We start from the raw sequence: 18195 nt of genomic DNA on the forward strand, positions 1-18195 counted from the left end.
CCTCGCGGAGGGTTGCCATCCCTCCCGCACGGAGCGCGGGCGGGCAGCCGGGCCCGAGCCTCAGACCTGGATGGGCACCACCAGGGATGCGGTGTAGCCATCCGTGGTGTTGCCCGTGACGGTCGCCAGCTGCGTGGACGCGCCGTCGCTGAACACGTTGTCGCGGGAGAGCGAAATCTGGCTGAGGTTGCGGACGCTCTGCGAGTAGCCGGAGGTCGCGTAGACGGCGTCGCAGATGTCCTCCGGCAGGGCCAGCTGGGACGTGGCCACCTTGTTGCGCGAGGAGGAGGTCGCGTCCACCGAGGGATAGATTTCGAAGTGGATGTGCGGCCAGCGGCCGCTGTAGCAGGCGGGGAAGATGCTGGTGAAGGTCACCTTGCCCTCCTCGTCCGTCACCTGTACGCCGCGCAGGTAGTTCTCGCTGGTGACACCCGACGAGTACATCGAGTAGCGCCCCGCCTGGTCGCAGTGCCACAGGTAGATGGCGTAGCCCCGCAGCGGCGCGCAGCTGTCGTTGCTGGCGACCAGCGTGAGGGTGATGGTGAGCGGGATGCCAGCCGCGACGCCGCTCGCGCTCGCGATGCTGGAGCGGATGTCGCTGCGGACGATGCCTGACAGCACCAGGGCGTTGGCGCCGTTGGAGCCGTCGCCGGGATAGGGGCCGGCCGTCTCCTCTGGAATCCGCGCGCAGCCGGAAGCGTCGTCGCTGCTGCCGCTGGCGTCCGACCCGCCGCAGCCGACGAGGGGGATGAGGCGGGTGAAGGCCATCCAGCGCAGCAGCTCCCGCCGGTCCGTGCGCTTCGCCAGGACCCGCAGGTCCTGCGGGAGTCCCTCGTGGTGGTTCCGTTCATCGTCACTCATGCGTGTGCCCCCATGGAGTGACCATGACGGTAGGGGAAGAGTCTTAAGCGAGTCCTAAGGCCCGGGGGGTGACGCGTTTTTGCAATCCAGGCGCGGGCTCCTGGCGTATCTGTCCGGCCACCAGACAAGGGAGCAGACACCCATGACGAAGCGCGCGAGTGGCCCATTCGACGTCAAGCTCACCCCCATGGCGCCGGAGGCGGGCGCGGTGGAGGCGGCCCCGGGCCGGATGCTGCTCGACAAGCGCTTTCACGGGGGGCTGGACGCCACCAGCCAGGGGCAGATGATCGCCGTGCGAACGCCGGTGGAGGGGTCCGCGGGGTACGTGGCGATGGAGCGCGTCAGCGGGACGCTGGACGGCCGCAGTGGCACCTTCGCGCTGCAGCACTCCGGCACCATGACGCGCGGTGCGGCGCGGTTGGTCATCACGGTGGTGCCGGACTCCGGAACCGGCGAGCTCACAGGGCTCGCCGGTTCGATGACCATCGACATCGCGCCGGGCGGGAAGCACTCCTACGACTTCCAGTACTCCCTGCCCGACGCGCCGTGATTCACGGTGCGCAGTAGCGGACCGCCTGGAGGGTGTGGGACTCCGGGCTCTCGGTGGACGTCATCACCAGCGCGCCCATCCAGTGCTCCGGCAGTTCCTCCAGTTGGACCCACTGCGCGTACCGGTGCAGGGGCATGTAGCCGGACCCGGGCGACAAGTCGGCCGGGACGCCGTCATGCCCCAGGGCCCAGAACCGGCCCCGCCACCCGAACCCGGAGCTGCCTTCCTGCGGGTCCGAGGACACGGAGAGCCACGCCGCCTCAAGGCCTCGCGAGGTCACCGCGGTCCCGTACCAGGGAGCTTCGCCCGGGGTCGTCACGGCCAGGGTGCGAGTGGTCCCTTCCCCGAAAAGGTCCCCCAGGACCGTCAGCGCGCGCTCACCGCCCGCCGGGCCGCGCAGCACGATGACCGGGGACTCCAAGGCACTGCCCGCCGCAGCGCCCAGGTCCACGAGCCGGGTCTCCGGATTCGCCTCCGCGGTGATGGTCCGCTCATCGCCCACGGGTTGCAGGCTGGCATCGAAGTGCTGGAGCCGCAGCAACCCTTCGGAAGCGCCATCCTTGAGCTCCTGGGCCAGGACCAGGAAGCCACCGTCGCGCAGCCCCATCACGTCCACGCCATAGAGGACCTTGTCCTGCGCGAGCACCTGCATCAGCACGCGAGGAGCCACCACGGTCTGGCCGTTCAGCTCCGTGAGCGTGCCCCACAGCTTGCTGCCACCGGAACGGAACATGGAGGTATTCCGCCAGGCCGCGAAGACCCGGGTCCCGTCCGCCGACACGGCCGCCGCGGTGGCCCTGTCCCCCACGGCCTGGTCGAAGAGGAGCGCGCCGCCCTCGGGCTCACCCTGGCGGGGCACGCGATGGCCCTGCTCGTCCAGCAGGAGGAGGTGGCCCCGCGTGTGGTCGCCAGTCGTCCCCGCTGACGAGTAGTACAGCGCGGGCCCCTGGGACGTGCGCAGCAGACGGCTGCTCACCGTGTCCAGCGCCAGGGATTCGTCCATCACCTCCACCGGAATCTCCGTGGTGCCAAGCGGAGTCAGCGCGACATCCAGCCGGATGACCCGGGTCACCGCCGCTCTGTCGAAGACCGCCGCGAGGATGCCGTCCGTCACCCGGACGCTGCTGATCCGTCCCGCATGCGGAGGCAATCCGAGCGGCGCGACCTGCGACCAGGTCGGAGGGTCCGTCACTCCGTCGCAATCATTGTCCAGACCATCGCAGCGCGTCTCCGTGGCCTCGTAGTCAGAGCCATACGACAGCGCGGTACACACCGGCTCGTAGGCCCCATCCACCACGGCGCGCCGGGCGCCCGCGCAGACACCTTGCGTCTTCTCACAGGGCAGCGGCTCCCCCAGGGAGCCCGCGTCGGCTCCGGCATCCACTTGCGTGCCGCCATCATCGCCTTGCGTGCCGCCCGCATCCGAGGTCCCCGCGTCCACGGCCCCTGCATCGGGAAGCGGATGCGTCTGCGGATCCGAATCATCGCATCCCCCCAGCGCCCCGCTGCCCACCGCCAGCACCACCGTCCAGAGCCTCGCCCATCTCATCCGGACTTCCATCATCCCCTCTTTGGCTGGCTGACATTGGCCCCGCCTGGGGACAAAGCCAAATCCACTCCAAACCCAGGGATGTATAGTTTATTCACTCCCTCTCATCCGGAGCCATGACAGGGCTTGAAGAGCCGCGAGCCATGCGCTCCCCATGAGCACGTGACGCAGGTGGTTCAATCGGACCCACCGCGTCGCGGTCTCCACCGCCGCCATTGAATCGGGCGACTGCATCAGCCGGATCATCGTGGGGATGAAGTACGAGAAGGTCAGGAGCCGGTCCACGAGCACCACCAGTGCGGCCACGAGCCACCAGGGGCGCAGCGGCCCCGTGGCCCGCGTGGCCCAATAGAGGCTGGCCATGGTGAGCAGCGTCAGCGGCCCCGTGCTGACGAAACCCCAGAAGCGCCGCCCCACGTCATCCCGCCGCGCCTCCTCCGCGGACCAGTGCGCACCCGTCACGTCGAGCCACCGGGGGAGCGAGACGCGGTGCTCGTAGAGCCCCGCTCCGAATGCGACGCCCAGGTTGAGCACGAAGAGCCACAAGACGATTTCCGCCACGGGAGGCTTCAGGTTCATCATGGGGTCAGCATGCGTCCCGGATCCGCGAGCGTCTTTCGCGCCCTTGTGGTGTTTTTCTCAATCCTGCGGTGTTCTCCATGAGCCCCCGTCACTCCCTCCTCGCCCAGATTGGCGCCGACGTCGTCCGCTTCCAGGAAGCCTCCGCGGAGTTCGACGCCACCGTGGGCGAGGTGCTGGCGTTGGGCCGCGCGGAGCTGACCTGCCTGGCACAGCTGCACTTCGGTGGCCCCGCGCCCCAGAAGGCAGTCTCACGAGACGCCGACGTGGAGCGGCTGGTGCTCGCGGGCTACGTCCAGCGGGAGGGCACCGGAAATGGCAGACGGCTCGCGCTCACGGCGCATGCACGCGAATGGATTGACACCCTCTGGGGCCCCCTCCAGGCGGATGGCCTGCAATTGATGGCGCCCCTGCCAGAGGCGGAGCTGAAGGTCATCGCCCGGTTCCTGGGCGAAGCGCGGAAGGTGCAGGATGCCCATGCGGCCCGGGTGGCGAAGCTGCTCCAGGAGCCCGGAGGGCCACGCGCGGCGCGGCGGCGGGGTGGCCTCTCCGCGGCCGCGCTCCACCGCGTGCGACTCTTTGTCGAGGCGCACCTCGCGAGGAGGATCCGCGTGGGTGAGCTGGCCCGGCGCTCGGGGCTGAGCGTCTTCTACTTCACCCGCGCCTTCCGCCAGTCCATGGGGATGACGCCGCATGCCTACGTGCAGCAGCGGAGGGTGGAGCGAGCGCGGAGCCTGTTGAGCCACACGACCCGCTCCCTGGGAGACATCGCGCTCGAGGTCGGCTTCAGCTCACAAAGTCACTTCACCACGGTGTTCCGCCGGGTGACGGGACTCACGCCGGCCGTCCTGCGGCGCTCGGGACATCCCTCATGAGGGCCGGGAGAGAAGCTCCGACCCGCAGCACGTAGAAGCGGGTGAGCCCCTTCCAGGCCCCCCACCATGGCCCGTCCCAAGAGTCCCCTCTTCTGGCTCCTGCTCACCGGCGGGCGCCATGAAGTCCGGATCCGAAAGCGACCAGGGCACCTGGAGCGTGAACCACGACCGCCGGATGGAAAGCGCACGCTCTGCCTGATGCGCGACAACGGCGGCGGATCGCTGGCACCGGGTGCCATGGGCCAGAATGGCGAGCCGTACGTTTCGGTGGACTGACATTCCCTCCTGGCCTGGTGACACCGCCAGGGGGCACCGGTGTTCCACCCGCCGGCCGGAAGCGCCGGCCCTACCTTCACAGGAGCTGGAACATGGCGGTCCTGCACCGCGGCCTACGGCTGGGGATGGCATTGCTCGCGAGCTTCGCAGCCCCCGCATGCGGGCCGGAGGCACCGGCGGGGACCTCGCTCGAGGTCGGCGAGTGGGAGCTGGAGACGGCGCATCCATCCCTGCCGCCCCTGAACCGCGAGGCGCTGCGGCAGGCCATCGAGGGGCTTCCAAACGCGGAGGCGTCCGGCGCGCTGGTCCGGGTGAGCGGCGCGGCCGGACGCTGGCTGGGCACGTCCGGCGTGGCGGACATCCGCACCGGCGCCCCGGTCCCGGTGGACGCGCACTTCCGCATCGGCAGCATGACGAAGACGTTCACCGCCACCGTCGTGCTCCAGCTCGCCGCCGAGGGACGCGTGGACCTGGACCGGCCCGTCCAGGACTACCTGCCGCGCCTGCTGCCCTCGGGCGTCTACGCGCCCATCACCGTGCGACAGCTGCTCAATCACACCCATGGCCTGCCCGGCGTGCCGGTGCCGCAGAAGGACCCCGACTGGTTCTTCGAAAACCGCTACCGGCGCTTCAGCCCCCGGGAGCTCGTCTCGATGACACTCCCGCAGGGTCCCCGCTTCGCTCCGGGAACGCAGCAGGAGTACGGCAACATCGGCTACATCGTCGCGGGGCTGCTCATTGAACAGGTGACGGGTAGGCCCTACGCGGACGCGGTGCGTGAGCGCATCCTGCGGCCGCTGCACCTGCGGGACACCTTCGTGCCCGGCAACGACGTGACGATTCCCGGGCGCCATGCCCGAGGCTACGAAGAGGTCGCGCCGGAAGAGACGGGCTGCCCGGCAGGGGCCATCACCCATGGCTCGCGCTGCCTGGTGGACATCACCGAAGCCAGCCAGTCCGTGCCCTGGGCCGCCGGTGAGATGATCTCCACCGCCGAGGACCTGGACCGCTTCCTCGTCGCGCTCTTCCAGGGGCGGCTGCTGCCTCGCAAGCAGCAGGAGGAGCTGTTCACCGTCCCGGACGTGCCCGCGGTGGGAGGCGGCCGTGCCAGCTACAGCGCGGGCCTCACCCGCTTCGACATCAACGGCATCACGCTCTGGGGCAAGAGCGGCGACCGGCACGGCTACAACAACGGGATGGGCGCCACGCGGGATTTGCGCCGTCGCCTCGTCTATTCGGTCAACACACTCCACATGGGCGGCGAGCAGCCAGCCATCGCCTCGCGGATCATCGCGGCGGCCCTCCAGACCGGCCCCTGAGTCCCCAGGTCTGGAGTGCGGTAGCCTGCCTCGCCACGTTGAAGGGAGGCCTCCGCATGTCCGCACTCGAAACGCCTGTCATCATCGGCCGGTCCAGTTCGCACTTCACACGCATCGCGCGGCTCTTCGCGGCGGAGCTGCGCGTCCACCATTCCTTCCAGGTGGTGCGGGACCTGCTGTCCACCAATCCCGTGGACTACGGCGGCAATCCCGCGCTCCGGATTCCCGTCCTGAAGACGCCCCAGGGTGCGTGGTTCGGCGCGCTCAATGTCTCTCGTGAGCTGTGGCGACGGTCGAGTCCGCGGCCCCGGGTGGTGTGGCCGGAGGACCTGGACGTGCCCCTGCTGGCGAACATGCAGGAGCTCACCCTGCAAGCCATGGCGACGGAGGTGACGCTCGTCATGGAGAAGATGGCCGGCGCAGGGGACGACACGCGCCATGCGCGCAAGCTGCGCGAATCCCTGCTCAACATGATGGCGTGGCTGGAGGAGCACGCGAACGCCGCGCTCGCCGCCCTCCCTCCTGAACGGGCGCTGAGCTACCTGGAGGTCACCCTCTTCTGCCTCGTGACCCACCTGGAGTTCCGGGACGTGCTGCCCACGAAGCCCTACGCGGCGCTGAATGAGTTCTGCCAGCAGTTCTCGAAGCGCCCCTCCGCCAGCGAAACCTCCTTCCGCTTCGACACCTGAAACATCACGACCGTGGAGCCCGCTTTCTTCGCGCGCTCCTCCCACCTGACACGGCGCCTTGGAGGAGGCGCCGGAAGGTGGGGCAATCCAGGTGGTTCGGGTGGGGACAGGATGCGGCGTGGCGCAGGCTGTCTCGCATCGCGCTCAGCTCATGGATTTTTCGGTCCAGCTTCTCCGCCTGGGCCGCGAGCATCTTCCGGTCGATGCTCGGCCGCCTGCCCGGCGCGAACACGCGCGCGATTTCATCCAGCGAGAAGCCCGCGGCGCGGCCCAGGGCAATCAGCGCCAGGCGCTCCAGCACGTCGGGGTCGAACAGGCGGCGGAGCCCCCTCCTGCCGACGGAGGCAATCAGCCCCTTCTCCTCGTAGAAGCGCAGCGTCGAGGCAGGGACGCCCGAGCGCCGTGCCACCTCCGTGATGTCCAGCTCCGTCACGCGCTTGACCTCAAGTCGACTTGAACTGGCACAGTGCGGCCTCCGGTCCTCGAAGACAAGCTGGAGGAGACGCTCATGGATGCCACCCGCCCACCTGATGATGAACAGTCGCAGCTCTGGAACGGCCCCGCCGGACGCGCCTGGGTCGAAACGCAGGAGGTGCTCGACGGGATGTTCAAGCCGATTGAAGACCTGCTCGTCGAAGCGGTCATGGCGGGCTCCGCGAGCCAGGTGCTCGACATCGGCTGTGGCACGGGCAGCACCACGCTCGCCGTCGCGCGGCGGCTGGGCTCGAAGGGCCACTGCACCGGCGTCGATATCTCGGAGCCGATGCTCGACGCAGCACGCGCCCGGGCCGAACGGGAGGGCACTCCGGCCCGCTTCGTCCGCGCGAACGCGCAGCTGCACGCCTTCGAGCCCGCCCACTACGACATGATCATCTCGCGCTTTGGCGTCATGTTCTTCGAGGACCCGGTCCAGGCCTTCGCCAACCTGCGGCGCGCCTCACGGGCGGACGGCCGGCTCCTGGCCATCGCGTGGCGGAGCCCCTCGGACAATCCCTTCATGACAACCGCCGAGCGCGCCGCGGCGCCGCTCCTGCCGGACCTTCCCGCTCGCAAGCCCGGCGCCCCCGGGCAGTTCGGCTTCGCGGATGGGAGCCGGGTCCACCGCATCCTGGAGGACAGCGGCTGGACCGGAATCGACATCCGCCCCGTCGATGTGACCTGCACCCTCCCCGAGAAGGAGCTGGTGCACTACCTGTCCCGATTCGGCGTCCTCAGCCGGTACCTTCCCACGGTGGATGAACGGACTCGCGCCCGGATCATCGAAACGGTCCGCGCGGCGTTCGAGCCCTTCGTGCACGGTCCCGAGGTCCGCTACACCGCCGCCTGCTGGAGCATTGGCGCCCGTGCGCCCGCTGGACAAGGGCGCTGAAAGTCTCGGGGACAACCCGTGAAGCGCGCCGACGGCGGGACCCGGCCGGGGCTCGCCGTGCACCTTGAGGACGGGGATGTGGCCGTCCACGCGGAAGCGGTACGCGTCAGGCATCACGGACCACCAGAGCCACGCTGGAGGCCCAGCGGATCCTGCTTCTTCGGCGAAAGGATTGTTTCGGAGCGCGCCTGGAAGTTCCGCCCCCGGGTGCCCTCCCCCACGAGCCAGTTTGAATTCCTGGAACGCCCCTCACGGAGGCCGTGCGCATGAAGCCGCACGGCCTCCAGCCCCGCCACCTAGGCGGCGACGCCAGGCTGCACCTGGGCCGCCGGGGCTTCAGGGGCGGTCACGGTGCGCTGCTTCGCGATGAGCAGGTAGAGCGCCGGCACGAAGTAGAGGGTGAACATCGTGCCCAGCGCCATGCCCGTCACCAGCACGAGCCCGATGCTGTTGCGCGCCGCCGCGCCCGGTCCCGACACCAGCACGAGCGGGAAGTGGCCCGCGACCGTGGCCACCGTCGTCATGAGGATGGGACGGAGACGCTCGGAGGCCGCTTCCTTCACCGCCTCGAGCTTCGACAGGCCCTGCTCCTGGAGCCGGTTGGCGAAGTCCACGATGAGGATGCCGTTCTTCGCGATGAGCCCCACCAGCGTCACCAGCCCCACCTGCGAGTAGATGTTGAGCGTGGTGGTGAAGCTGTCCGTGAAGTACGGCATGGTCGGGTTCGGCATCCGCAGGAACGTGGTCACCATCGCGCCGAAGAGCGCCAACGGCACCGACCCGGCGAGGATGATCAACGGATCCCGGAAGCTGTTGAACTGGGCCGCGAGCACCAGGAAGATCAGCACCACCGCCAGCCCGAACGCCGGAGCGAACGAGTCACCCTCCAGGCGCAGCTGCCGGGACTCGCCCGTGTAGTCCAGGCGGTAGCCCGCGGGCAGGATGCGCGCGGCCTCCGTCTCCAGGTAGGTGAGCGCCTCGTCCAGCGGACGGATGGCCACGCCGCTGAGCTTCACCGCGTTGAGCTGCTGGAAGCGGTTGAGCGACCGGGGCGACACCTTGTCCTTGATGGACGCGATGGACGACAGCGCCACGAGCTTGCCGTCCGGCCCGGTGATCTGGATGTCCTTGAGCTGCTCCGGGGTGAGTCGCGAGGTCCGCAGCACCTGCGGGATGACCTTGTAGCTGCGGCCCGCGATGTTGAACCGGTTCACGAAGTTGCCGCCCACGGCGGACCCCAGGTCCATGCCCACGGTCCCCAGGTTCAGGCCCAGCTGCGCGACCTTCTCGCGGTCGATCTCCAGCTCCGACTGGGGCTGGTCGAGCTTCACGTCGATGAGGGGCGGGAAGGCGAACAACCCGCTCGCCGCCGCCTTCTCCTGAAGCTGCTGCGCGAAGCCCAGGATTTCATCCGCCTCCGCCGTGGAGGCGATGACGAACTCCACCGGGAAGTTGCCGCCGCCCGGCAGCGCGGGGGGCTGGAGGGTGAACGTCTGGACCGCGGGAATGGTGCTCACCCGCTGCTGCGCCTCCGCCAGCACCTGGGCGGTGGTCCGCTGCCGCTCCTTGTACGGCTTCAACACCAGCCCCCAGAAGCCGTTGCTCGGCTGCATGATCTGGAAGTTGAAGCTGGACTCCGGCATCTCCATCAGCGACTCGCTCACCTTGGACACGGACGGCTTGAGCTGATCCAGGGTGGCGTTGGACGGGGTGCTGACCACGCCGATGATGAAGTCCTGGTCCTCCACGGGCGCCAGCTCCCGCGGCGACTGGCTGAACATCATCAGCGCGAGCAGGCTCAGGAAGATCCACGCCGCGTAGACGGGCCCGCGCACGAGGAGCGAGCTGTCCAGGGAGCGGGCGTACGCGGCCCGCAGGCGCTCGAAGGTGCGGTTGATGACGCCCGCGAACCCCTTGTCCTCGTGGCCCGCCTTCAGGAGCACGGAGGACATCATCGGGGAGAGCGTCAGCGCCACCACGCCCGACAGGGCCACCGCTCCGGCCAGCGTGAGCGCGAACTCACGGAACAGCGAGCCGGTGAGACCGCCCTGGAAGGCGATGGGCGCGTACACCGCGGCGAGCGTGAGCGTCATCGCGATGATGGGGCCCACCAGCTCGCGCGCGCTCTTGAGCGCGGCGTCCACCGGGCGCAGTCCGTCGCGCAGGTGGCGCTCCACGTTCTCCACCACGACGATGGCGTCGTCCACGACCAGGCCCACCGACAGCACCACCGCGAGCAGGGTCAGCAGGTTCACCGTGAAGCCGAAGACCTGCATCAGGAACACCGTGCCGATGAGTGACACCGGGATGGCCACCACCGGCACCAGGATGGAGCGCACGGAGCCCAGGAACAGGAAGATGACGATGACGACGATGAGCAGCGTCTCGCTGAGCGTGCGCACCACCTCGTCGATGGCGTTCTGGATGTAGTCCGTGCCGTCGAAGGCGACGCCCCCGTGGATCTGCTCGGGCAGGTCCTTCTTGAGCGAGTCCATCTCCTTGCGGACGCGCTGCATGACGTCCAGCGAGTTGGCGTTGGGGAGCGACCAGACGCCGACGAAGACCGCCGTCTTCCCGTTGAGCGTCACGTCGGTGTCGTAGTCTTCTGCACCGAGCACCACGTCCGCGACGTCCGCCAGGCGCACCACCGCGCCGCCGTCCTTGCGGACGATGAGCTGCTTGAACTCCTCCACCGAACGCAGGCTGGTGTTCGCCGTGAGGTTCACCTGGACGAGCGAGCCCTTCGTCTGGCCCACCGCGGCGAGCGCGTTGTTGGCGGAGAGCGCCTGACGGACCTGGATGGGGCTGACGTTGAGCGCGGCCATCCGCTCCGGCTTCATCCACACCCGCATGGCGAACGTGCGCGCCCCGAGGATGTCCGCGCGCTGCACGCCCTCCACGGAGGACAGCCGGGGCTGGACCACGCGCACCAGGTAGTCGGACAGCTCGTTCAGCTCCAGGAAGTCCGAGGTGAAGGTGAGGTACCCGATGGCGAACTGGCTGTCCGCGGACTCGATGCCAATCACCGGCACCTGGGACTCGGGCGGCAGGTCGCCGCGCACCTGGTCCACCTTGGCGCTGATTTCGCTCAGGGCGCGGTTGGAGTCGTAGTTGAGCTTGAGGCGGGCGCGGATGAGGGAGACGCCCTGCGAGCTCGTGGACTCGACGTAGTCGATGCCGTCCGCCGCGGCGATGACGCGCTCCAGCGGCGTGGTGATGAAGCCGCGGACCAGCTCCGCGTTGGCGCCGACGTAGACCGTGGTGACGGTGATGTCGGCGTTCTCGCTGCGCGGGTACTGCCGCACGTTGAGGGAGCGCAGGGCCTGGAGGCCGGCGATGATGATGACGAGGTTGACGACCAGCGCCACGACCGGGCGCCGGATGAACAGGTCGGTGAAGTTCATGGGTTCGCCTTCCGCGTCCCTTACGGGTTCACCGGCTGGGGCGCGGCCTCGACGGGAGGTGCCAGCGCGTTGTTCACGACGACGGCCGCGCCGTTCTTCAGCTTGAAGACGCCGCTGCTGACCACGGTCTGCCCGGGCTTCAGGCCGGACGTCACCGCGACGTAGTCACCCCGGCGCTCGCCCAGGCGCACGAACTGCTGCCGCGCCAGCAGGGCCGTCTTGCCCGCGGCGTCCTTGCCCTCGGAGAGGGTGAACACGGAGTCACCGTAGGGGGCGAAGAGCACCGCGGTGGCGGGGATGGCCACCACCTGCTCGCTGGCGTCGGAGAGCACCTGCACGCTGGCGAACATGCCCGGCAGCAGCCGGCCGTCCGCGTTGGGCACGGTGGCGCGCATGCGCACGTTGCGCGAGGACAGCTCCACCTCCGGGTTGATGGTGGTGAGTTCGCCCTCCCACGACTCGCCCGGGAAGACGTCCACGCTCAGGCGCACCTTCTGCCCCTGCTTCACCTGGGCCAGCGCCTGCTGGGGGAGCTGGAACTCCACCAGGGCGGGGTTGGAGGACTGCAGCGATGCGATGGGGTTGCCCGGGGAGACGAGCTGCCCCAGCTCCACCTGGCGGATGCCGATGCGGCCATCGAACGGCGCGCGGATGGTCTTCTTCGCGATGAGGCTCTTGAGGTGCGCCACGGTGGCGGCGGACTGGATGGCCCGCGCGCGGACGGTGTCGAGGTCCGACTGGGTGTTGGCGCCCTGGGCGTGGAGCTTCTCCACGCGGTCGCGGGTCAGCCGCGCGAGCTCCGCGTCGGCCTCGGCGCCGGTCAGCTGGGCCAGCTCGCTGGAGGTGTCGAGCTGGACGAGCACCTGGCCCTTCTTCACCGAAGCGCCGTTCTCGAAGCGGATGTCGCTGACGACGCCCGGCAGCTCCGCGCTGAGGGTCACCCCCCGGAGCGCGATGACCGAGCCGACGGCGCTCCGCGTCCCCTGCCAGCCAAAGGCCTCCGCCTGCGTGGAGGTGACGGACTCTGGCGGCGGAACGAAGGTTTCACCGGCCTTGATCATCGCGATGATCTGGCCTGCCTTGACGGCGGCGAGCCCGACGAAGATCGCGAGCAGCAGCACCACGCCGACAACCCAGCGTTTGGCGCGGCTGGCACGGCGCGGTGTGGGGGAAGTCACTTCAGGGGAATGGGCAGAGAGCGAATCATGCATCGTGGGCACTCGACCGAGCTGGACAGCGCAGCGGTGTCAGGGAGTGTACAGCCCCCTAGCTGAACTGCCCTGGATTTGCCCCCTTGAAAATCTGTTCAGGTTGTGACCCAGCGGGTGGGCATCCGCTGGTGCATGGGGGCGTGTCAGGAAAATGTCAGGAAAACACGTGACGGGGCCGTGACAGGTCCGCTCACAGGGCCCCTTGTCGCGGGTGTCTGCCAGACCTTGGGCGCGTGTCCATCGTTCCGTGAGGCCATGCGACACACGAATGCATGGCACCCACTTCACGGGTGTGAGTCCTCGAGGAGGAACCATGACGGAGACACTGGAGCTGGACCCACGGGAGGACGCGGAAGGCGAGGCGCTCCTCCAGCGTTCCTGGCAACTGACGAGGACCTTGGCGCGCGAGCTGTCCCCGAGGGACCTGCGCACGGGGCGCTGGTTCACCCAGCTGCTGTCCACCTACCTGCGGCATTATGACGCGCATCGGCTGCACGAGGCCGCGGCCGCGAAGGGGACGGGCGCTAGAACCACGGAGGCCCTCATCCGGAGGGCCTGCGAGGCCGCCTTCCTCACCGGCGCGGGGAGTGGCTCGATGACCACCGGCCTCACCGTGGCCTCGGCGGACGCGGGCCCCGCGGGGTTGATGGTGGCCGTTCCCGCGTCGGCGGTCATCATCTCGTCGGAGATGCTCGTGCGGGCCCTCATCCACCTGCGGCTGGCGTGCGACCTGGCCAGCGCCTTCCACGTGCGCTTCGACCCGGAGGATCCCGCCGACTTCTCGCGCCTCTACGCCATCCTCCGCGGCGGCGAGGAGCAGGACACGGACGAGGATCCGCTCGGCCTGGGGCGCGTGAAGCACCTCGCGGAAGCGAAGGCGACCGGCGTGGGCGAGGACGTGGGGGCGAAGCTGCTGGGCGACAGCGTGTCGCGCAACCTCGTGCCCTTCCTGAACGTGGCGACGTCCTCGTTGACCAACTGGCGGCGCACCCGGCGGCTGGGCGACTCCATGCTGCGCTACGTGCGGCTGCGCCGCGCGCTGGAGGACGCCGACGCGGCCCTGCGCCGCGTGGCGCCGCGGACCGAGAGCCTGCTGCTGGAGAGCGCCTGGTTCATCTTCGTCTCCGACGGCCGCCTCCGCTCGGAGGAGTCCGCCGTGCTCACCCACGAGCTCGCCCGGCTCCCGCGGCCACAGCGACGGGAGACCCTGGAGCACTTCGTGGAGGATACGGCGGCCTGGCTCCAGCGCCTGCGCTCGGCACCCGCCGAGTCGCGTGAAGTCCTTCAGGGAGCACTGAACGCGCTCGCCGCGGCGGACCTCGCCGTGACCGGCCCCGAGCGGGCCCTGCTCCAGAAGGCCGCGCACGCGCTGCACACCTCGCTGGACAACGGGCACCTGGACAAGCTGGTGCGGCGCTACCGCAAGGAGGGCGTGGCCCACCCGCACCCGGTCCCCGCCTCCGAACCGCGTGCCCGCCAGGCAGCGCGGAGGGAGGGGCCAGCCCCCATCCACTGAGTCCTCCCCGCCTTGAAGAACGAGCGGGGTGTTGGCCCGTGGAAGGGCCCGCGCACGGATGTCACCGCGCCAGCGTCCCCTGGCCCGCCGGGCCGCCTTGTTCCGGCGGGCCGCCATCCCCACGTCTCGGGGGGCGGGTCAAGGGGGGTGCGAATGGTGGTGTTCCTCATGGACGGGCAGAGCGCGCCAGCGAGGGTGGTGCGCCACGCGACCGCTGCGCGCCGGCTGCGCCTGGAGGTCCCCAACCTGCAGTGGAACGAAGCCCTCGGCGAGCGGCTGGAGCGCACCTTCGCCACCTGGCCCGGAGTCGAAGAGGTGAACGCGGAGCCTCGCACCGGACGGCTGCTGGTGCGCTACGCGCCGGAGGCCCCGCTGCTGGCGCGGCTGCGCCAGGAACCCGACGCCCCTCCCTCCCCATCGCGCAAGGCCCGCCTCCCGACGCAAGGCCGACAGCCGCGCCCCCAGGAGCCATGGCACGCGATGACGGTGGACGCGGTGCTGGCCCGGCTGGACGGCTCGGACCACGGGCTCACCTCGGAGGAGGCGGCGCGGCGGCTCAAGCGCTTTGGGCACAATGTCATGGAGGAGGAGGCGCGGCGCTCGCGCCTGGCCATGCTGGGCTCGCAGCTGGCCACCGTGCCCACGGCGCTGCTGCTGGGCTCGGCGGGGGCCTCGGTGCTGGCGGGAGACAGGCTGGAGGCGACGGCCATCCTCACGGTGGTGGGGCTCAACGCGGGCATCGGCTACCGCATCGAGCGCCGCAACCAGGAGCTGCTCGCCTCGTGGCAGAAGCTGGAGGCGGGCGCGGCGCAGGTGCTGCGCGGCGGCATCCTCCTCACGGTGGCGGTGGCGGAGCTCGTGCCGGGGGACGTGGTGCTGCTGCGCGCCGGGGACGTGATGCCCGCGGACATGCGCGTGCTGGAGGCGCACCGGCTCTCCGCGGACGAGGCGCCCCTCACCGGCGAGAGCGAGCCGCAACCCAAGCAGGCCGCGCCGGTGGATGAGCGGGCGCCGCTGGCGGAGCGGGCCTCGCTGCTGTTCGCGGGAACCACGGTGGCGTCGGGCCATGGGCGCGCCATGGTGGTGGCCACCGGAGCGGACACGGAGATGGCGCACGTGCGGGAGCTGGTGGCGCAGGAGTCCGCGCCGTCCACGCCGCTGACCCGCAAGCTGGGCCAGCTGGACCGGCGCGTGGCGGTGGCCTCCGTGGGCGCGGCGGCGCTGTCCGCCATGGTGGGACTGGCGCACGGCCGCACCGGGCCCCAGGTGCTGCGCGGCGCGGTGGCGCTGGGCGTGGCGGCACTCCCCGAGGGCATGCCCCTGGTGGCGACCGCGGCGCTGGTGCGCGCCATGCAGCGGCTGCACGCGCGCGGCATGGTGGTGCGGCGCGTGTCGGCGGCCGAGGCGCTCGGAGGCGTCACCGTCATCTGCGCGGACAAGACGGGCACCCTCACGCGCAACGAGATGCGGCTGGAGGTGCTGGACGTGGGGGATGGCGCCCTGGAGCTGTCCTCGCTGCGCCTGCGCCCCGATGCCGTGCTGGAGGATGCACCCACGCTGGCGCTGGCGCTGGGACTGCTCAACAGCGACGTGGACGTCCACCACCGCGGCAAGGTTCTGGAGGTGGCCGGCAGCTCCACGGAGAAGGCGCTGGTGTCCGCCGCGCACGACGCGGGGCTGGACGGGGCCAGGCTGCGCCGCGACTTTCCCCGCCGCGACCTCCGCGAGCGCTCCGAGGGCATCCACTACGTGGTGAGCGTCCACCATGCGCCCGGCGATGGCGTGGTGGCCTTCATCAAGGGCGCCCCCGAGCAGGTCCTGGGCATGTGCGAACGGAGCACGCAAGGCCCGTTGGACGCGCGGAAGCGGGAGCACCTGGCGAGGCGCAACGACGCGCTGGCGGCGGACGGGCTGCGCGTGCTGGCGCTGGCCTGGCGGCGGCTCCCCGGGGACGAAGGCGCCGCGCCGACGGATGGCTACACCTTCATCGGGTTCGTGGGCCTGAGGGACCCGCTCCGCGAGGGCGCGGCGGAGTCCGTGCGCCAGGCGCGGGGCGCGGGCATCCGCACGGTGATCCTCACCGGAGACCAGCCCCGCACGGCCGAGGCCATTGCCCGGCAGGTGGGCCTGGAAGGCGACACCCTCACCCCGCTCGAGCTGGCGGAGATGCTCGAGCTGCCGGCCGGGGAGCTCGCGAAGAGGCTCGACCAGACCTCGGTGCTGGCGCGCGTGACGCCGGAGGACAAGCGCAAGCTGGTGAAGGCCCTGCGCGCGCGGGGCGCGGTCGTGGCCATGGCGGGAGACGGCATCAACGACGCCCCGGCGCTCCAGGCGGCGGACGTGGGCGTGGCGGTGGGTGTGCGCTCCAGCGACATGGCGCGCGCGGTGGCCGACGTGGTGATGGCCAACGAGGACCTGCGCAGCATCATGTCCGCGGTGGGCGAAGGCCGCATCGTCCAGGACAACCTGCGCCGCGCGCTGCGCTTCCTCTTCGCCACCAACCTTTCGGAGATGGCGCTGGTGCTGGGCGCGGGCCTGCTGGGGCTGCAGGAGCCGCTCACGCCGCTGCAGCTGCTGTGGATCAACCTCCTCACGGACACCCTGCCGGGCATCGCCCTGGCGCTGGAGCCGGGAGACCCGGCCATCCTCGACCGGCCCCCCGCGCCGCCAGGGCTGCCGCTGCTCTCGCGGCCGGCGGTGAAGCGCCTGGTGCGGGATGGAGTGCTGATGGCGGGCGTCGGAGGGGTGGGGATGGCGCTGGGAGGCCCGCCGCTGGCGTTCGGGACGCTCACCGCGGTGCAGCTCGGCTACTCGGCCGTGTGCCGGGCGCCACGGGAGGCGCGGCACAATGTCCCCGAGGACGGCGAGTGGCGCCTGCCCGCCTTCGTCGGCGGGGCCGCGGCCCTGCACACGGCGGCGCTCACCTTCCCGCCGCTGCGGCGGGTGCTGCGACTGCCAGCGCCCACGCTGCTGACGTTCGGCGGGCTGGCGTTGGGCCTCGCCCTGCCGTCCCTGGTGGGCGCGGCGCCCGCGTGGGGTGGCCAGGCGGTGCGCCGGGTGCGCCGCCGCGAGCCACGGCCTGCCGAGCCACGACCTGTGATGCCCCCCTCTTCCCTTCTGGAGACATCCCCATGAAGTTCGACCTTCCCTCCTTTCTTCTTGGCTATGGCGCGGGCGCGGGCACGGTGCTCGCGACCAAGCACCTGCGGCCGCTCGCCGTGGAGCTCGCCACCGCGGCCTACCGCTTCCTCGACATGATGGCCGCCCGCGCCGCCATGAAGCAGGAGGACATCGAGGACCTGCTGGCCGAGGCGAAGGCCCGGGCCCGCGGGTCGCAGAGAGCACGGCCCGTGGCAGAGGCCCAGGCGGCCCAGGGCTAGGGAGCGCACATGCTGCGGATCATCTACGTCATCCATGCCTCGCCGGGACGCACGCGCCTGCGGCTGCCATGGCTGCGGCACGACGCGAAGCAGGCCGCGTCACTGGCGGACGCGCTCCTGCAGTTGAAGGGCATGAAGGAGGTGCAGGTGCGTCCCTTCACGGGCAGCGTGCTGTGCCTCCACGACCCGAGGGACCCGGACGTCGAGCGCGTGCTGGAGGCGGTGCGCCTGCACACCGGCGTGGACACGGTGGTCCACCCCGGCGAGGAGCCGCCCGAGGAGGAGCAGGAGCTGCTGCGCTCCCTCGCCGAGGGCAGCGGCGTGGCGCGAGCGGCCAGCCTGTTCGTCAAGGGCGTCAACCTGGACGTCCTGCGCGCCACCGAGGGACGCATGGACCTGGGCGTGCTGGCGACGCTGGGCTTCGCGGCGGCGGGAGCGGTGGAGGTGGCCGCGAAGGGGAAGCTGGCCGCTCCACCGTGGTTCAGCCTGGGCTGGTGGGCCTTCCGCACCTTCGTCACCATGGAGACCGTGGCCATCCGGAACACCCCGGTCCGGATGCGCCACGATGGCAATGGCGACGCCATGCCCCCGCCTGTTCCGGAGAGCGTGGACTGACT

15 protein-coding genes are annotated in these 18195 nt (G+C 70.5%); 9 read left to right on the top strand and 6 right to left on the bottom strand.

The genetic code is table 11. The features are described 5' to 3' along the window. Positions 1-60 precede the first annotated feature (60 nt). The gene (locus tag KYK13_RS32955; protein WP_223637928.1) at positions 61-861 is read right to left on the bottom strand and encodes an intradiol ring-cleavage dioxygenase; all 801 of its coding nucleotides are present in this window, start codon (positions 859-861) and stop codon (positions 61-63) included. 142 nt (positions 862-1003) lie between these two features. Here KYK13_RS32955 and KYK13_RS32960 point away from each other — a divergent pair, with 142 nt between their 5' ends. Continuing rightward, positions 1004-1411, top strand: a complete 408-nt coding sequence (locus tag KYK13_RS32960; RefSeq protein ID WP_223637931.1) for a DUF3224 domain-containing protein — start codon at positions 1004-1006, stop codon at positions 1409-1411. A gap of 1 nt (position 1412) precedes the next feature. Here the strand turns inward: KYK13_RS32960 and KYK13_RS32965 are convergent, their stop codons facing one another. Beyond that, entirely contained in the window at positions 1413-2960 is a 1548-nt protein-coding gene (locus KYK13_RS32965) for a putative metal-binding motif-containing protein (protein WP_223637934.1), read from the bottom strand. Positions 2961-3050: 90 nt separating this feature from the next. After that, positions 3051-3542, bottom strand: coding sequence for a DUF1772 domain-containing protein (locus KYK13_RS32970; RefSeq protein WP_223637937.1), 492 nt, complete (start codon positions 3540-3542; stop codon positions 3051-3053). A gap of 77 nt (positions 3543-3619) precedes the next feature. Here KYK13_RS32970 and KYK13_RS32975 point away from each other — a divergent pair, with 77 nt between their 5' ends. From KYK13_RS32975 to KYK13_RS32985, 3 genes are all read left to right on the top strand, one after another. Then, positions 3620-4414 (top strand): AraC family transcriptional regulator, encoded by a 795-nt coding sequence (locus KYK13_RS32975; RefSeq protein ID WP_223637939.1) that lies wholly within the window; start codon positions 3620-3622, stop codon positions 4412-4414. 368 nt (positions 4415-4782) lie between these two features. Further along, positions 4783-6009, top strand: coding sequence for a serine hydrolase (locus KYK13_RS32980; protein ID WP_223637942.1), 1227 nt, complete (start codon positions 4783-4785; stop codon positions 6007-6009). Positions 6010-6065: 56 nt separating this feature from the next. Next, positions 6066-6698 (top strand): glutathione S-transferase N-terminal domain-containing protein, encoded by a 633-nt coding sequence (locus KYK13_RS32985; protein WP_223637945.1) that lies wholly within the window; start codon positions 6066-6068, stop codon positions 6696-6698. 4 nt (positions 6699-6702) lie between these two features. Here the strand turns inward: KYK13_RS32985 and KYK13_RS32990 are convergent, their stop codons facing one another. Next, positions 6703-7131 (bottom strand): helix-turn-helix domain-containing protein, encoded by a 429-nt coding sequence (locus KYK13_RS32990; RefSeq protein ID WP_223637948.1) that lies wholly within the window; start codon positions 7129-7131, stop codon positions 6703-6705. Positions 7132-7206: 75 nt separating this feature from the next. Between KYK13_RS32990 and KYK13_RS32995 the strand changes: the two genes are divergently transcribed. Further along, a complete protein-coding gene (locus tag KYK13_RS32995) occupies positions 7207-8067 on the top strand; it encodes a class I SAM-dependent methyltransferase (RefSeq protein WP_223637950.1) in 861 nt (286 codons plus the stop codon). A 296-nt stretch (positions 8068-8363) separates the two neighbouring features. Here KYK13_RS32995 and KYK13_RS33000 read toward each other — a convergent pair whose 3' ends face one another. Continuing rightward, on the bottom strand, positions 8364-11471 hold the full coding sequence (locus KYK13_RS33000; RefSeq protein ID WP_223637952.1) for an efflux RND transporter permease subunit: 3108 nt from the start codon (positions 11469-11471) through the stop codon (positions 8364-8366). A gap of 20 nt (positions 11472-11491) precedes the next feature. After that, positions 11492-12595: an efflux RND transporter periplasmic adaptor subunit gene (locus tag KYK13_RS33005; RefSeq protein WP_223637954.1), complete on the bottom strand. Its 1104-nt coding sequence runs from the start codon at positions 12593-12595 to the stop codon at positions 11492-11494. 400 nt (positions 12596-12995) lie between these two features. Between KYK13_RS33005 and KYK13_RS33010 the strand changes: the two genes are divergently transcribed. The 4 genes from KYK13_RS33010 to KYK13_RS33025 all read left to right on the top strand — a co-directional run bounded on the left by KYK13_RS33010 (position 12996) and on the right by KYK13_RS33025 (position 18193). After that, complete coding sequence (locus tag KYK13_RS33010; protein WP_223637956.1) at positions 12996-14198, top strand: hypothetical protein; 1203 nt, start codon at positions 12996-12998, stop codon at positions 14196-14198. A 153-nt stretch (positions 14199-14351) separates the two neighbouring features. Next, the gene (locus KYK13_RS33015; RefSeq protein ID WP_223637958.1) at positions 14352-17333 is read left to right on the top strand and encodes a cation-transporting P-type ATPase; all 2982 of its coding nucleotides are present in this window, start codon (positions 14352-14354) and stop codon (positions 17331-17333) included. Continuing rightward, entirely contained in the window at positions 17330-17578 is a 249-nt protein-coding gene (locus KYK13_RS33020) for a hypothetical protein (RefSeq protein ID WP_223637960.1), read from the top strand. The genes KYK13_RS33015 and KYK13_RS33020 overlap by 4 nt, the downstream gene beginning before the upstream one ends. Before the next feature lie 9 nt (positions 17579-17587). After that, positions 17588-18193, top strand: coding sequence for an HMA2 domain-containing protein (locus KYK13_RS33025; protein ID WP_223637961.1), 606 nt, complete (start codon positions 17588-17590; stop codon positions 18191-18193). Positions 18194-18195 lie beyond the last annotated feature (2 nt).

It is taken from the genome of Corallococcus sp. EGB (assembly GCF_019968905.1).
Taxonomy (GTDB): domain Bacteria; phylum Myxococcota; class Myxococcia; order Myxococcales; family Myxococcaceae; genus Corallococcus.

Coding starts and splice junctions, on each gene's coding strand:
- KYK13_RS33020 (WP_223637960.1), top strand. CDS start 17,330: ATGAAGTTCGACCTTCCCTCCTTTCTTCTTGGCTATGGCGCGGGCGCG.
- KYK13_RS32970 (WP_223637937.1), bottom strand. CDS start 3,542: ATGATGAACCTGAAGCCTCCCGTGGCGGAAATCGTCTTGTGGCTCTTC.
- KYK13_RS32995 (WP_223637950.1), top strand. CDS start 7,207: ATGGATGCCACCCGCCCACCTGATGATGAACAGTCGCAGCTCTGGAAC.
- KYK13_RS32980 (WP_223637942.1), top strand. CDS start 4,783: ATGGCGGTCCTGCACCGCGGCCTACGGCTGGGGATGGCATTGCTCGCG.
- KYK13_RS32965 (WP_223637934.1), bottom strand. CDS start 2,960: ATGAGATGGGCGAGGCTCTGGACGGTGGTGCTGGCGGTGGGCAGCGGG.
- KYK13_RS32975 (WP_223637939.1), top strand. CDS start 3,620: ATGAGCCCCCGTCACTCCCTCCTCGCCCAGATTGGCGCCGACGTCGTC.
- KYK13_RS32955 (WP_223637928.1), bottom strand. CDS start 861: ATGAGTGACGATGAACGGAACCACCACGAGGGACTCCCGCAGGACCTG.
- KYK13_RS33010 (WP_223637956.1), top strand. CDS start 12,996: ATGACGGAGACACTGGAGCTGGACCCACGGGAGGACGCGGAAGGCGAG.
- KYK13_RS33015 (WP_223637958.1), top strand. CDS start 14,352: ATGGTGGTGTTCCTCATGGACGGGCAGAGCGCGCCAGCGAGGGTGGTG.
- KYK13_RS33025 (WP_223637961.1), top strand. CDS start 17,588: ATGCTGCGGATCATCTACGTCATCCATGCCTCGCCGGGACGCACGCGC.
- KYK13_RS33000 (WP_223637952.1), bottom strand. CDS start 11,471: ATGAACTTCACCGACCTGTTCATCCGGCGCCCGGTCGTGGCGCTGGTC.
- KYK13_RS32960 (WP_223637931.1), top strand. CDS start 1,004: ATGACGAAGCGCGCGAGTGGCCCATTCGACGTCAAGCTCACCCCCATG.
- KYK13_RS32985 (WP_223637945.1), top strand. CDS start 6,066: ATGTCCGCACTCGAAACGCCTGTCATCATCGGCCGGTCCAGTTCGCAC.